The organism is Enterobacter cloacae complex sp. (assembly GCF_900322725.1).
GTDB classification, from domain to species: Bacteria; Pseudomonadota; Gammaproteobacteria; order Enterobacterales; family Enterobacteriaceae; genus Enterobacter; species Enterobacter quasihormaechei.
This window is the reverse complement of record NZ_LT991957.1, coordinates 1,766,628-1,780,310: the sequence shown is the minus strand read 5'-3', so window position 1 is coordinate 1,780,310 and position 13,683 is coordinate 1,766,628. Positions and strand designations below refer to the sequence as shown.

Genomic DNA, 13,683 nt, shown 5'->3' with positions numbered 1-13,683 from the left:
AAACGAGTGAATCCCGATGAGCTTACATCAGTAAGTGATTCGGGTGAACGAGAGCAGCCAACGCACCTGCGGCGTGAAATATGAAGGATAAAAACCCTCGAATGCAAATTCGGGGGTTCTGTTTTTTTAGCGCCCGCTCTGGCGAATTTCTCCCCCCTGGCAAACACTTACTGATGCGCTAAGCAGGCGACATTCTCAGGGGGTCAGGGTGAAAAATAACGAACTGAATGACCGACGTATCCAGGCAACGCCGCGCGGTATCGGCGTCATGTGTCACTTCTATGCCGATAAAGCCGAAAACGCCACGGTGTGGGACGTGGAAGGTAACGAGTATATTGATTTTGCCGCCGGGATCGCCGTGCTGAATACCGGCCATCGCCATCCAAAAGTTATCGCTGCCATCGAAAAACAGCTTCACGCCTTTACCCATACCGCTTATCAAATCGTCCCCTACGAAGGCTATGTGGCGCTTGCCGAGCGCATCAACCAGCGCGTACCGATAGAGGGGCCGGCCAAAACTGCCTTTTTCTCAACCGGTGCAGAAGCGGTCGAAAACGCGGTGAAAATTGCCCGCGCGTACACCAGACGTCCCGGCCTCATCACCTTCGGCGGCGCGTTCCATGGTCGTACCTTTATGACCATGGCGCTGACCGGCAAAGTGGCGCCCTATAAGCTCGGCTTCGGCCCATTCCCCGGCTCGGTATACCACGCGCAATTCCCCAACGACCTGCACGGGGTCAGTACCGCCGAAGCGCTAAAAAGCCTGGAGCGCATTTTCAAAGCCGACATCGCGCCCGATCAGGTGGCGGCCATCATTATTGAACCGGTTCAGGGGGAAGGCGGGTTCAACGTCGCGCCCGCTGATTTTATGCAGGCGCTGCGTGCCCTGTGCGACACGCACGGTATTTTGCTGATTGCCGATGAAGTACAAACCGGCTTCGCCCGCACCGGCAAGCTGTTCTCCATGGAAAACCACTGCGTGAAGCCGGACCTCATCACCATGGCGAAAAGCCTGGCGGGCGGAATGCCGCTCTCTGCGGTCTCTGGGCGGGCGGAGGTGATGGACGCCCCCGCTCCGGGCGGGCTGGGCGGCACCTACGCAGGCAACCCGCTGGCGATCGCCGCGGCCCATGCGGTGCTGGACGTGATTGACGAAGACAACCTCTGCACGCGCGCGTCTCATCTCGGCCATCATCTGGTCGAGGTGCTGAACAAAGCGAAGGATGGCTGTCCGTATATCGCCGATATCCGCGCGCAGGGCTCAATGGTGGCGGTGGAATTTACCGATCCGCAAACCGGGCAGCCGTCGCCGGAATTTACCCGCCAGGTTCAGGAGCGCGCGCTGAACGAAGGGCTGCTGCTCCTGAGCTGCGGCGTTTACGGCAACGTGATCCGTTTTCTCTATCCGCTCACCATCCCCGAAGCACAGTTCCGTAAAGCGCTGGATATTATTTCCGCCTCGCTGACACGATAAAGCCAAACGCCCGGCTGAAATAACGGTTGGGCCTATCATATTTTCATTTCAAATTAGCTATTCCAAAATCATAAAAATGGGGTATGTTTTAGCAGAGTATGCTGAAAAAGCGCGAACAGCAGGCCTATAACTGAAATAAAGCGCTACACAACAACATCACAACAATCGTTATAACCATAATAATGGGGAATCTCAGGATGAATATGAAGGGTAAAGCGTTACTGGCAGGATGTATCGCGTTGGCATTCAGCACCATGGCGCAGGCCGATATTAAAGTGGCCGTGGTGGGCGCGATGTCCGGTCCGGTAGCACAGTACGGCGACCAGGAATTTACGGGCGCAGAACAGGCGGTTGCAGACATTAATGCTAAGGGCGGTATCAAAGGCGAAAAGCTGCAAATCGTAAAATATGACGATGCCTGTGACCCGAAACAGGCGGTCGCGGTGGCGAACAAAGTAGTGAACGACGGCATCAAATACGTTATCGGTCACCTGTGCTCCTCCTCCACGCAGCCTGCGTCTGATATCTACGAAGACGAAGGCATTCTGATGATCACCCCGGCAGCGACGGCACCCGAGCTGACCGCGCGCGGCTATAAGCTGATCCTGCGCACCACCGGTCTGGATTCCGATCAGGGCCCAACCGCCGCGAAATACATCGTGGAGAAAGTGAAGCCGCAGCGCATCGCGATTGTTCATGATAAACAGCAGTACGGTGAAGGCCTGGCGCGCGCGGTGCAGGACAACCTGAAAAAAGCGAACGCCAACGTGGTGTTCTTTGACGGTATCACCGCCGGCGAGAAAGATTTCTCTACCCTGGTGGCGCGTCTGAAGAAAGAGAATATCGACTTCGTTTACTACGGCGGCTATCACCCGGAAATGGGGCAGATCCTGCGTCAGGCGCGTGCGGCGGGTCTGAAGACTCAGTTCATGGGGCCAGAAGGCGTGGCGAACGTTTCCCTGTCTAACATCGCAGGTGAATCTGCCGAAGGCCTGCTGGTGACCAAGCCGAAGAACTACGACCAGGTACCTGCGAACAAACCAGTGGTGGATGCCATCAAGGCGAAGAAACAGGATCCAAGCGGTGCGTTCGTGTGGACCACCTACGCAGCGTTGCAGTCTCTGCAAGCGGGCCTGAACCAGTCAGCCGATCCGGCGGAGATTGCCACCTGGCTGAAAGCGAATTCGGTAGAAACCGTGATGGGGCCGCTCTCCTGGGATGAGAAGGGCGACCTGAAGGGCTTCGAGTTCGGCGTGTTTGACTGGCATGCTAACGGTACTGCCACCGACGCAAAATAATTTTCCTGCGGCGGGCGGGATTTACCGCTCGCCGTCTCTCCTCTCCTCGCTTTTTTCTTTCCCGCCTCCGGTTTTGTTTACTATCACTACAATATTATTTAGCGCCATCGCACTATGCTTTTGCCTGATGATTAAGAACAATCGGGCAAACCAGAAGGTGATATTGATCAAACAACATGTTTCAGGGCTTTTACTACCGCCTCGTCTGTGCTTTTCTTATGCACTTTTAGCGTAACCCAACGAATTTACTACATTTATTGTGGTTATTGCAGAGCAAAAAGGGGTGATGGAATTTTTATATCGGAATATTGCATATACATAAAATTAACATCTGTAACATTTGAGGGGGTCGATATTAACAACTTTTTGCTAATTTAGTGATTGCCATTTTACATACTAATAGGTACAAAAATGAAAACCAAAGACGCACTGATTAAAACCATGCAGGAACTTTTATGGACCCGTGGTTACTCCAACACTAGCCCGAAAGAGATACAACAGGTTTCTGGCGTTGGGCAAGGAAGCATGTATCACCACTTCAAAGGCAAGGCGGATCTGGCCCGACAGACGATCCTGCTTAACGCCGAGGAGCTACAAAAAGAGATTTCCACCATTTTGCATGCTGAGAAAAATGCACGTGAGCGAATTAAGGACTATCTGCTGCGTGAACGTGAAGTACTGGCTGGGTGCAGGATGGGCGGATTAGCGCAGGATAGCGAAGTGATTCGCGACGACACGCTACGTGAACCCATTGCGAACAATTTTGAATGGCTGATCGGCGAGCTGGAAAAAGTGCTGGAAGAGGGAAAAACCTCCGGTGAATTTTCTGCCGATCTGGATGTAAAACAAACGGCATTAACGCTCATTTCAGTCATGCAGGGGGCGTTTGTTATCGCCAGGGCAACCCAGTCCGAAGCGTATTACAAACAAGCTATTGCTGGAGTGATCGCAATGCTCAAATAAATACCGCCTGGCTTTTGGGAGAAGAGAGAATGAATAACGGTCTGCCCGTTACCCTGAACTTGTTTTCGGTGTTGAAGAATATAGATAGCGTCGCCTGGGAAGCCCACAGCACGCTTGATCGCAAGGATGCGCGCATTTTTGAACTTTTTCAGGATGATTCAGGGCAGCGCATCGCGCTAGTGCATTGCGCGCCGGGGGCATCTGCAAAATCTCATCTCCATACGGGGCATGAAACGTTTCTGATTCTGGATGGCACCTTTGAAGACGATAACGGTGTTTACCACCCCGGTGAGCTAATCTGCTACGCACCAGGCAGCGAGCACGCCTGGCGAACGCCGCAAGGCGCGCTCATCTATGCAGTCTGGGGCGGCCGCGTTGAAGCCGCTCTTACGGATGTCGCCGCATGAAACTGATGCTAACTCAGGCCAGAATATTATTCCTGGCGGCAGACCCGAACAAAATTACGGCTCAGCTTCGTGGCGAATCTCTTTCGCTGGCGCAGGCCAGGCCGCTGCGCGATAACATTTCCACCGATGAAATCACCCCTATCCCGGCGCTAGCCTACTACGACGAACGACTGGGAGCATTCGCCTGGACGGGCCTGAAGTGCGGCGCTGAAAATCCGATAGGAAAAAATGCCATCGTTGAGGCAGGGATAAACGTCGTGGTTGGCGGACTGCGCTACGGTAAAGGCTCATCCCGCGAGCATAGCCCGGTTGCGGAGAAGGCAGCCGGCGTACAGCTGGTCATCGCCGAAAGTTTTGAACGTATCTACCGGCAAAACGCCGATAACATAGGTTTGCTCACCTCCACTAACATGGCGCTGGTGGACAAACTGGCGCGCGGAGAAGCGCTCACCCTTGAAGAGATTGTTGCTGACCGGGAAGAGAGCGCCCGACGCGTTATCCAGTCCGGCGGGCTGCTGGCCTGGTGGAAAGGACAGATGGAGAAAAGCGGTCTGCCGCCTTTAGCCGCCACGAGCGAGCCGAAACCGATGACGCTGGGGGAGAAAATCATTGTCCGCCATCGTCTGGAGCAGGGCGATTTCCCCGGCACCGCGCTACTGCTGCGCCCGGACTGGCGCTTTATCCATGAGTATTACACCGCCATGTGTGGCCATATGCTGAAACGGACTTTTGGCCGCGAGCTGACCCTGTGGCAGCCGGATTCGATCATCACCTTTGAAGATCACCTGCCGTACATGCATCAAAGCAAAGTGCATATTGACGGGCAGCTTACCGGCGACCTGGAACACCTGCTGGCGGCTCACCGGGCGTTTACCCAAACGTGGGGATTGACGGCACACCGATACAACCCGGACGGCGAGGGTGCAGAAGGTATCTCCCATGCGCTGATGGCGGAGCGCCACGCCCTGCCTGGGCAGCTTATCATCGGCACCGATTCCCACACCCCACACTGTGGTGCGCTGGGCTGTTTGGCTGTGGGCGTCGGCAGCACCGATATGGCAGGCAGCATGGTTACCGGCGCTTTTCGTATGACGCCGCCGGAAACGGTGAAAGTAGTGTTCACCGGTACGCTGCCGGAAGGCACTGGCGCGAAAGATATGGTACTGCACCTGCTGGCAACGGAGTGGATCCGTCAGGGAGGTGGTATTGGCAAAATCTTTGAATTTTGTGGTGAGGCCGTCGAGGGATTATCGGTGGACGAACGCGCCACGCTCACCAATATGGTGGCAGAGTTGGGTGGCGTTTCAGGACTGGTGGCGCCCGATGCGCAGACTGTTGCCTTCCTGAAGGCCCGTCGCGGAATCGATTTCACCATTGAAGCGTGGATGCGTAGCGATGAGGGCGCGCATTACGCCTCAACAATGGTGATTGACTGCATCGATCTTGCGCCAATGATTGCACTGCCGGGCGATCCGGGTAATGGGCTGGCGCTGTCGTCTTTGAGCGAGCCGGTTAAAATTGATATTGCCTACGGCGGTTCATGTACTGCGGGCAAGCGGGATGATTTTGATGAATATCATGCGGTGCTGGATTGGGCTTTATCCAGGGGTAAACAACTGCCGCCGGATGTGACGCTCTACCTACAGTTTGGCACCATGGATGTCTACGACTACTGTCGCGAGCAAGGGTATCTGGAGACGTTCCATCAGGCTGGGGCGATACTGCTCAAACCTGCCTGCGGTGCCTGCGCAAACTGCGGCCCCGGATCGTCGGTGGATGCTGGACAGGTCACTATCAGCGCCATTAATCGAAATTTTCCTGGCCGCTCAGGTCCGGGGAAAGTCTGGCTAGGCAGCCCTTCGACGGTGGTCGCCAGCGCAATAAAGGGTGAAATAACCTCATTTAATGATTTAAAACGTCAGTACCGTTAATTCTACTTACTTACAATCAGCTCATTAACAGGGTGCAAGACATCATGAAACCGTTTTATCATTTTTCGGATGAAGAAAACAAAGAATTAACCCGCTTCTTCCAGCAAATTGTTGTTAATCCTTATACGGATTATCAGGCATTTAAGCTTGCGGTTGCTGAGGTTTGTTATTTTAGAGGGGTGCCAGGCTTTTTTGTCGATATTTGTACCGCAATTAAAAATGAACGCGAGTCGGGCGTAAGTGATATTCATGTATTACGCAATTGCCCACGGGATATCGACTTGCCGGAGTTGGATCCGGAAAATCCCATTAGCGATAAATATAAAAAGAAAAAAACATTTATCGGCGAGGTACTGCTGGAATGTTTTTCGCTGCTAACCGATACACCGTTATTAGCCTACGGCAGCCGTAATAATGGAGATTTCTTTACCGATGTTATTGCTATTCGCAAATACAGCGGGCAATTAACGGGTTTTAGCGATAGTGAACTGGTCTACCATAACGACCGTACCGCTCACGCGGTACGCGCTGATTTCGTCACGCTTTTGGGTCTACGCAGCCCGGACGAGGAGCTGATTTTTACCGGCTATATTGACGGCAAAGCCATTCTGGCGCACCTGACGGACGACCAGCAGGCGGCGCTTCGCCAGCCGTGGTATCGCACCCAGTTTGACGTTTACTCCCGTGAAACCAACCGCCGTCAGGTGAGCTCGCCGGATCACGCCATTTTGAAAAATCACCATAGCATTCGTTACCTGGATACGTTGACTCACGTTGCGCCAGAGGCGCCCAATGAGGCAAAAGACGCCCTGATTGCTTTTATGCAGGCGATGACCAAAGCGGATAAACAGCGCCACCGGATTTTGCAGGGCGACCTTTTAACCTTCGCCAACCAGGATGGATTGCACAACCGGGAAAAAATTGAAATTAAGGATAAAGAGAATGCCGCGCGCCGCTGGCTATTAAAAACCTATGCATTCCGCGATCGGCAAACTGCCGAGAAATATCAGGAACACTGGCATAACGGTATTTTTGGCCGGGTTGAAGATTAGACCGCTTCGCAAAATTTATTTCTTTATTTAACGGAACATGTACGATGAGAAACGTCGCCGATCGCGTAAAGCGTATAGGGTTATCAGAAACCTATGCCATTCTCGATAAAGTTAAAACCATGCAGGCGGAAGGGAAAGTTATTTATGATTTAGGCGGCGGCGAGCCTGATTTCGCCACGCCAAATCATATTACTAATTACACTATAACGGCGATGAAAAATGGCATGACCCATTACACCGCCAGTAAAGGTACGCCTGGATTATTAAAAGCCATCGCCAGCCAGCTCTTTGAAGAAAATCAGCTGCCGGTTCAGTGGAATAAAAATATTATTGTGACGCCTTCGGCGAAACACGCGCTGTTTATTACGCTGATGACGCTGCTGAATCCTGGCGATGAAATCGTGATCCCCACCCCCTGCTGGGTGAGCTATATCGCGATGGCGGAAATGGCCGGGGCGAAGCCGGTGACCCTGCCGCTGGCAAAAGAGAATCAGTTCTTCCTCACCCGTCAGGCGCTAGAAAGTTGCATCACCGCGAAAACCCGCGTGCTGTTGCTTAATAACCCGAACAACCCCACCGGGCGGGTGTTAACAACAGAGGAGATCGACGCGGTCTGCCAGGTCGCGCAGAAGCATGACCTGTTCGTGGTGATGGATGAAATTTACGAACATATCCGCTATCTGCCGGGACGCCATCGTAGCCTCGCGGCGGAACCCGGCATGTTTGAGCGTACCGTCACTATCAGCGGTTTCTCCAAAGCCTGGGCGATGACCGGCTGGCGGCTCGGCTACCTCAGCGCGCCGGAAACTCTGCTCAATGAAATTCTTAAAGTTCAGCAGCACAGCGTGGGATGCGCCGGCTCCTTCGTGCAGCAGGGCGGGTTGGCCGCGCTGATTGGTGACCGTCAGCCGATGCTGGATATGGTGGCGCACTACCGTCAGCGCAGGGATCTGGTGGTAAACCGGCTAAACGCCATTCCGGGGATCGCCTGCCGGGCGCCGGAGGGAGGACTGTATGTTTACGCCGACATCAGCGGCCTGGGTATGGGGGACGCCCGGGCTGTAACACACTGGCTGCTGACTCACGCCCATGTTGCCGTCACGCCGGGTACCGCATTCGGCAAGGAGGAATCCAGCGCGATTCGCCTGTCGTTTGCCGGGGCGACTGACACGCTTATCGCCGCGCTGGATAGCATCAGCCAGGCGCTCGCTGACTGCCCGTATCCGCTAAAGCAGGTGGCGTCATGAGCGAAGCGCTTCGAATCGCCATTATTGGCAATGGCCCTCGGGCGCTTTCGGTACTTGAACGCCTCGCCGCGCGTTTACAGGACCAGCCGGACGCCGGGGTGGAAATCCACTATATCGATAAACAGCACCCCGGAACGGGCCGTATCTGGCGCCAGGAACAGGATGCCGCTTTCGTCATGAATACCGTAGCGGAAGAAGTCTCCGCCTTTTCCGGCGAAGGCGACGTGGCAACGGCTCGTCCAGGCTGCGGCCCTTCGCTCGCCGCCTGGTGGCGTGCCACGCGGGACGACTTCCCTGGCGAGAATGCCTGGGCGCCGCGTGCGCTGTATGGCGAATATATGCACTTCGTTCTGAACTGCATCAAAGCCTCGTTTAGCCCGGCGCAGCGCTTTTGCCCTCGACAGGCGGAGGTAACAGACATAGTGCCGTTGAATAATAGCCGGGCGGTGCTGTTATTTCGCGATGGTGAAACCCTCACGGTAGACCGCGTGGTTATTGCCAGCGGCCATCCCCGTAACAGCCTGAGCGAACAGGAGCAGCGCTGGCAGGCCTATGCAGACACTCATCCGTCGCTGCGCTGGGTGCCTGGCGATTCAGCCGCCGATATGCCGCTGGAGGAGATCGCCCCCGGCAGCGCCGTCGGCATTTTAGGACTGGGGCTGTCGTTTCTGGATGTCATGGCGGCGTTAACCACCGGGCGCGGCGGCCAGTTTATTGAGCAGGCCGATGGCTCACTGCGCTATCAACCCTCCGGGCGCGAGCCGCGTCTGGTGGCCGGTTCACGCAGTAGTCTGCCCATCCCCGGCCGTGGGCGTAACCAGAAGGCCCCTAACTTCCGCTATCAAAGCGTGCTTTTTACCCAGGAGCGTGCCGAGGCCCTGGCCGCCCGCGGACAACTCGATTTTGATCGCGACGTGCTGCCGCTGCTGATGGCAGAGGTCAACCTGACCTGGTACGCCACCACGCTGCGCCAGCGTTTTGGCCTTTCCGCCGAACTGGAATTTCGTGCCTGCGCGCAGGCGCTGGAGGTTGAGGCGTTTGATAGCCTGCCGGACATCGCCGCGCGCTTTGGCCTCACCGATGTGCCTGCACTGGATATTTATCAGCTCGGCGATCCCTTTCGTGAGCGCCGGTTCATCTCCGCGAGCCATTTCCACGCCGCGCTGCGCGAAGAGCTGGTTCGCGATAGTGAACACGCGGAGGGAGGTAACGTGGATAACCCGCTTAAGGCAGCGCTGGATACGCTGCGCGATACTCGCGGGCTGGTGCGCAGAGTGGTGGATTTCGGCGGTCTGGCTCCGGCCTCGTTTCGCGATGCGTTTCTCTCCCGCTACTCCCCGGTGAGTGCGCTGCTTTCCGCCGGGCCGCCGCGCTACCGAACCCGACAAATGCTCGCTCTGATTGACGCCGGCATTCTGGCGGTCGTCGGGCCGCGTATGCAGATCACCTGCGGCGTGGAAAGCGCTGCTTTTGAGCTCTCTTCCCCACAGGTAGAAGGGGCCGTGTGGCGCGTAGAGACGCTGCTGGACGCCAGGGTGCCGGGGCAGGATCTGACGCGGGATCTATCGCCGCTGACTCAGGCGCTGCGCCAGCGTGGTCTCTGGCAAAACTTCACCGTGGAAGATGCCGATACCCGCTTTCAGACCGGCGGCGTGGCGGTTACCCGCGCGCCATATCATCCCCTTAACCAGCAGGGGAAGGCGGTTCCCCAGCTTTACGTTATTGGTATTCCCAGCGAACACACGCGCTGGTTTATGTCCGCTGGCAGCAGCCGCCCGGGCTATTGGACTGATTTTATCTGCGATGCGGATGCCATTGCAGAACACATCTTAACGGCGCTACCCGCTGCCGATCTTAAGCAGGAATAAAGACGATGAAAAAAATGGCGTTACTGATGTTGGATTTTCTCAATGAGATAGTCCATCCCGATGGCGTATACGCGCAGATGGGTTACTACCAGCAGGTGCGGGAAAAAGGGGTGATTAAACAGGCTGCTCAGGCGCTGGCAGGGGCGCGTGCCGCTCATACTCCGGTGGTGCATGTGGTAGTTGGTTTTTCTGAAAACTACGTTGAATGCCCAACCGGCTCCGAGGTTTTTGATATCGCACGTCGCAACCGGCTTTTGCGTTTTGACACCTGGTCGACGGATATCGTCGAAGCGCTGGCACCGCTGCCGGAGGAGAGCATTGTCCGCAAGCATCGGGTTGATCCGTTTTACCAGACCAGCCTTGAATTGACGCTGCGAAGCATGGGCGTGGACACGCTGGTGCTGGCCGGTGTTTCTACCGAGTTTGTGGTGCTGGCGACGGCGATGAGCGCCCACGATCGCGGTTTTCACGTCGTAGTGCTGGAAGATGCCGTTGCGGCGGTGAATAACGTGAAACATCTGGCGGCTCTGGAGGTGATTGGCAGTACCGCTGAACGGCGAAAAACCGCCGATCTTTTCCCGGCTCGCCGGACGTTTAATGCCACTCAGGAGGCCCTCTGATGACAGAAGTTGCAACGACTCTGCTGCGCGGCGCGCGCCACCGCTGGAAAGTGTTGGGTATTGGCGTAGCGGCCAACGCCTGTTTCTCAATGGTGGTAGGAGGCTTGCCGGCGACGGCGGTCTTTATGCGTGCCGATTACAACATCAGCAATGCCGAGCTGGGGTTCGTGCTTGGGATGCTGGGATTGGGGATCGCGATTAGCGAGCTGCCCTGGGGGCTTTTGACCGACCGCTGGGGCGACCGCCCGATCCTGCTGACCGGCTTGTTAAGTACCGGCGCGATGTTGCTGCTGATGGCGGCCTTTGCCGCGCCGCATAACGGTTTTATTCCCGCATACGGCCTGCTTATTACCGGAGTGTTGTTTATCGGACTGCTTGGCAGCAGCGTAAACGGCTCCAGCGGCAGGGCGATCATGGCCTGGTTTCAGGAGGGGGAGCGCGGTCTGGCGATGAGTATCCGTCAGACCGCGGTACCGATGGGCTATGGGATTGGCGCGTTACTTCTCCCCTGGCTGGCGGCTACATGGGGGTTTGTAACGATGTTTATCGTCTCTGCGCTGCTGTGCGCCGTGGTGGGTTTTTATGCCTGGCTGTGGTTGCACGAGCCGGATCGCGTCGGGGGCAATACGGCTCAGGCTGCTACTGCGTCTGCCGTACCGGGCAAAGGGCCGCTGTACGATCCTGCCATCTGGAAAATCGTGCTGGCAATCGGCATTCTCTGCGGGCCGCAGTTCGCGCTGCTCACTTTCGGATCGGTCTTCCTGCACGACTTCGCCCATATCGACGTGGCCGTAGTGTCCGTGTGCCTGGCGGTTATCCAGGTTGGGGCGATGGTGTCGCGCATCTGGAGCGGACGCTGGACGGACAAAAATAAAAACCGTAAGCGTTATCTCAAAAGCTGCACGCTGATAAGCATTCTGGCTTTTGTGCTGCTGAGCGTGCTGGTAGGCATCTGGCCGACTCTGCCGCATCAGGGAGCAACCCTTGCCTTACTGGCGGCGCTATTTATCCTCTCCGGCGTGGTGGTCTCAGCCTGGCATGGCGTGGCCTATACCGAGCTGGCGTCAATGGCGGGGGCAAAACGCGCCGGAACAGCGCTGGCAATGGGCAACACCAGCGTGTTCGTGGTGATGTTTATCACTCCGATCGCTATCCCTTGGATGCAAACGCACTTTAGCTGGAGCAGCGTCTGGCTCGCCTCAGCGGCGTGTGCGGTTATTGCGCTCTGGTTTTTCCCGAAGGTGGAGAAAAAGCAGGAGAACGCAGCATGAGCGCGCATGTGACCAGTGGTAAATATTGCCCGATGCCGCAGCCTGAACTGCCGAACCGACAGTGGCCGACACGCGCGCTGCTCCACGCACCACGCTGGTGTAGCGTTGATCTGCGCGACGGCAACCAGGCGCTGCCGGAGCCAATGAACCCTCAGCAAAAGCGGGCACTTTATCAGCAGTTGGTAGCGATGGGCTACAAAGAGATTGAAGTAGGTTTTCCCGCCGCCTCGGAAACCGACTACCAGTTTGTACGAACCCTGATAGACGACGGGTTGATCCCCGATGACGTACGCATCCAGGTGCTGACGCAGGCGCGAGAAAACCTTATCGCCGACACCGTTGCCGCCCTGAGTGGGGTAAAAGAGGCGGTGGTGCATCTCTATAACTCTACGTCGTTACAGCAGCGCGAGCAGGTCTTTAATCTCAGCCGCGCTGGGGTGATCGAACTGGCGCTACAGGGCGTGCGCTGGCTGCTGGAGGAGATGGCAAAGGTGGAGCAAAATTGGGTGCTGGAGTACTCCCCGGAGAGTTTTACTGCCACCGAGATGGATTTTGCGCTGGAGATTTGCAACGCGGTTATCGACCTGTGGGTGGGGAAGACGGGGCGGGAGGTGATCATCAACCTGCCTGCTACCGTCGAGCTGGCTTCGCCAAACGTCTATGCCGACCAGATTGAATGGATCTCAGGTAAGCTTCGCCACCGCCAGAAGGTGACGCTTTGCGTGCATCCTCATAACGATCGCGGTTGCGCGGTGGCGGCAGCGGAAATGGCGTTGCTTGCGGGCGCTGAACGTGTAGAAGGTACTCTGTTTGGCAACGGCGAACGTACCGGCAATGTCGATCTGGTCACGCTGGGGTTAAACCTGTTGGTGCAGGGCGTCGATCCGCTGATTGATTTCAGCCAGCTTCCGCAGGTGGTGAATGTCTATGAGTCGGCGACGGGAATGACGGTGCCGCCGCGCCATCCCTACGCCGGAAGCCTGGTATTCACCGCCTTTTCCGGTTCGCATCAGGATGCGATCCGCAAATCAATGGAGCTGCAAAAATACCGCACCCGTTGGGATGTGCCCTATTTACCCCTCGACCCGCACGATATTGGCCGTAGCTACGAAGGGATCATCCGCATCAATGGTCAGTCGGGCAAAGGAGGACTAGGCTACCTGCTGGATTATTACTACGGCATTCGCCCGCCGCGCCCGCTGCTTATTCGCTTTCAGCAGCACATACAGACGCTGGCGGACGCCAGTAACCAGGAGCTGGAGCACGCGTTTCTGCACCAGCAATTTCACGCGTTTTTTGCGACCTGTGACAGTATCAGCGAAGCGCATCCCGGCGGTACGCCCGCAGAATTTCACCCCCAGTGGGATAGCCATCGGCTGGGAGCATCACAGGTGATGAGCTATGTCTGGGGAACGTGGCAGGGCGAACTGGTATACGGTATCGGGCTGGATATTAGTGAAGAGAAAAGCCGCCACCGTGCCTGGGGGCAGCTGTTGCGCTCGCTGCCGGTGAGCGTGATCAGCGTGCCGCTGTAACACACTTGCGCCGCACA

11 protein-coding genes are annotated in these 13,683 nt (G+C 56.3%); all 11 read left to right on the top strand.

All coding sequences use genetic code 11. The features are described from left to right. The first annotated feature begins 208 nt into the window (after nt 1-208). The 11 genes from DBR02_RS09020 (at nt 209) to DBR02_RS08970 (ending at nt 13,666) form a co-directional block, all read left to right on the top strand. A complete protein-coding gene (locus DBR02_RS09020; protein ID WP_102750273.1) occupies nt 209-1,474 on the top strand; it encodes a 4-aminobutyrate--2-oxoglutarate transaminase in 1,266 nt (421 codons plus the stop codon). A gap of 197 nt (nt 1,475-1,671) precedes the next feature. After that, nucleotides 1,672-2,772: a branched chain amino acid ABC transporter substrate-binding protein LivJ gene (livJ, locus tag DBR02_RS09015; RefSeq protein ID WP_015571474.1), complete on the top strand. Its 1,101-nt coding sequence runs from the start codon at nt 1,672-1,674 to the stop codon at nt 2,770-2,772. A gap of 411 nt (nt 2,773-3,183) precedes the next feature. Next, a complete protein-coding gene (locus tag DBR02_RS09010; RefSeq protein WP_107534124.1) occupies nt 3,184-3,735 on the top strand; it encodes a TetR/AcrR family transcriptional regulator in 552 nt (183 codons plus the stop codon). 29 nt (nt 3,736-3,764) lie between these two features. Next, nucleotides 3,765-4,142, top strand: a complete 378-nt coding sequence (locus DBR02_RS09005; protein WP_107534122.1) for a cupin domain-containing protein — start codon at nt 3,765-3,767, stop codon at nt 4,140-4,142. Next, nucleotides 4,139-6,073: an aconitase family protein gene (locus DBR02_RS09000; RefSeq protein ID WP_107534120.1), complete on the top strand. Its 1,935-nt coding sequence runs from the start codon at nt 4,139-4,141 to the stop codon at nt 6,071-6,073. Before DBR02_RS09005 ends, DBR02_RS09000 begins: the two co-directional genes overlap by 4 nt. A 44-nt stretch (nt 6,074-6,117) precedes the next feature. Beyond that, complete coding sequence (locus tag DBR02_RS08995) at nt 6,118-7,125, top strand: TauD/TfdA family dioxygenase (protein WP_107534119.1); 1,008 nt, start codon at nt 6,118-6,120, stop codon at nt 7,123-7,125. 44 nt (nt 7,126-7,169) lie between these two features. Continuing rightward, entirely contained in the window at nt 7,170-8,372 is a 1,203-nt protein-coding gene (locus DBR02_RS08990; RefSeq protein ID WP_107534118.1) for a pyridoxal phosphate-dependent aminotransferase, read from the top strand. Continuing rightward, nucleotides 8,369-10,240 carry an FAD/NAD(P)-binding protein gene (locus DBR02_RS08985; RefSeq protein WP_107534117.1) on the top strand — a complete coding sequence of 624 codons (1,872 nt, stop codon included), beginning with the start codon at nt 8,369-8,371 and terminating at the stop codon, nt 10,238-10,240. Before DBR02_RS08990 ends, DBR02_RS08985 begins: the two co-directional genes overlap by 4 nt. Nucleotides 10,241-10,245: 5 nt before the next feature. Beyond that, a complete protein-coding gene (locus DBR02_RS08980; RefSeq protein ID WP_107534116.1) occupies nt 10,246-10,860 on the top strand; it encodes a cysteine hydrolase family protein in 615 nt (204 codons plus the stop codon). Continuing rightward, nucleotides 10,860-12,131, top strand: coding sequence for an MFS transporter (locus tag DBR02_RS08975; protein ID WP_107534115.1), 1,272 nt, complete (start codon nt 10,860-10,862; stop codon nt 12,129-12,131). Before DBR02_RS08980 ends, DBR02_RS08975 begins: the two co-directional genes overlap by 1 nt. After that, nucleotides 12,128-13,666 carry a 2-isopropylmalate synthase gene (locus DBR02_RS08970; protein WP_107534114.1) on the top strand — a complete coding sequence of 513 codons (1,539 nt, stop codon included), beginning with the start codon at nt 12,128-12,130 and terminating at the stop codon, nt 13,664-13,666. The genes DBR02_RS08975 and DBR02_RS08970 overlap by 4 nt, the downstream gene beginning before the upstream one ends. Nucleotides 13,667-13,683 lie beyond the last annotated feature (17 nt).

Bases quoted from the DNA above. Each gene is read 5' to 3' on its own strand.
- livJ (WP_015571474.1), top strand. From the start codon at position 1,672: ATGAATATGAAGGGTAAAGCGTTACTGGCAGGATGTATCGCGTTGGCA.
- DBR02_RS09010 (WP_107534124.1), top strand. From the start codon at position 3,184: ATGAAAACCAAAGACGCACTGATTAAAACCATGCAGGAACTTTTATGG.
- DBR02_RS09005 (WP_107534122.1), top strand. From the start codon at position 3,765: ATGAATAACGGTCTGCCCGTTACCCTGAACTTGTTTTCGGTGTTGAAG.
- DBR02_RS09000 (WP_107534120.1), top strand. From the start codon at position 4,139: ATGAAACTGATGCTAACTCAGGCCAGAATATTATTCCTGGCGGCAGAC.
- DBR02_RS08995 (WP_107534119.1), top strand. From the start codon at position 6,118: ATGAAACCGTTTTATCATTTTTCGGATGAAGAAAACAAAGAATTAACC.
- DBR02_RS08990 (WP_107534118.1), top strand. From the start codon at position 7,170: ATGAGAAACGTCGCCGATCGCGTAAAGCGTATAGGGTTATCAGAAACC.
- DBR02_RS08985 (WP_107534117.1), top strand. From the start codon at position 8,369: ATGAGCGAAGCGCTTCGAATCGCCATTATTGGCAATGGCCCTCGGGCG.
- DBR02_RS08980 (WP_107534116.1), top strand. From the start codon at position 10,246: ATGAAAAAAATGGCGTTACTGATGTTGGATTTTCTCAATGAGATAGTC.
- DBR02_RS08975 (WP_107534115.1), top strand. From the start codon at position 10,860: ATGACAGAAGTTGCAACGACTCTGCTGCGCGGCGCGCGCCACCGCTGG.
- DBR02_RS08970 (WP_107534114.1), top strand. From the start codon at position 12,128: ATGAGCGCGCATGTGACCAGTGGTAAATATTGCCCGATGCCGCAGCCT.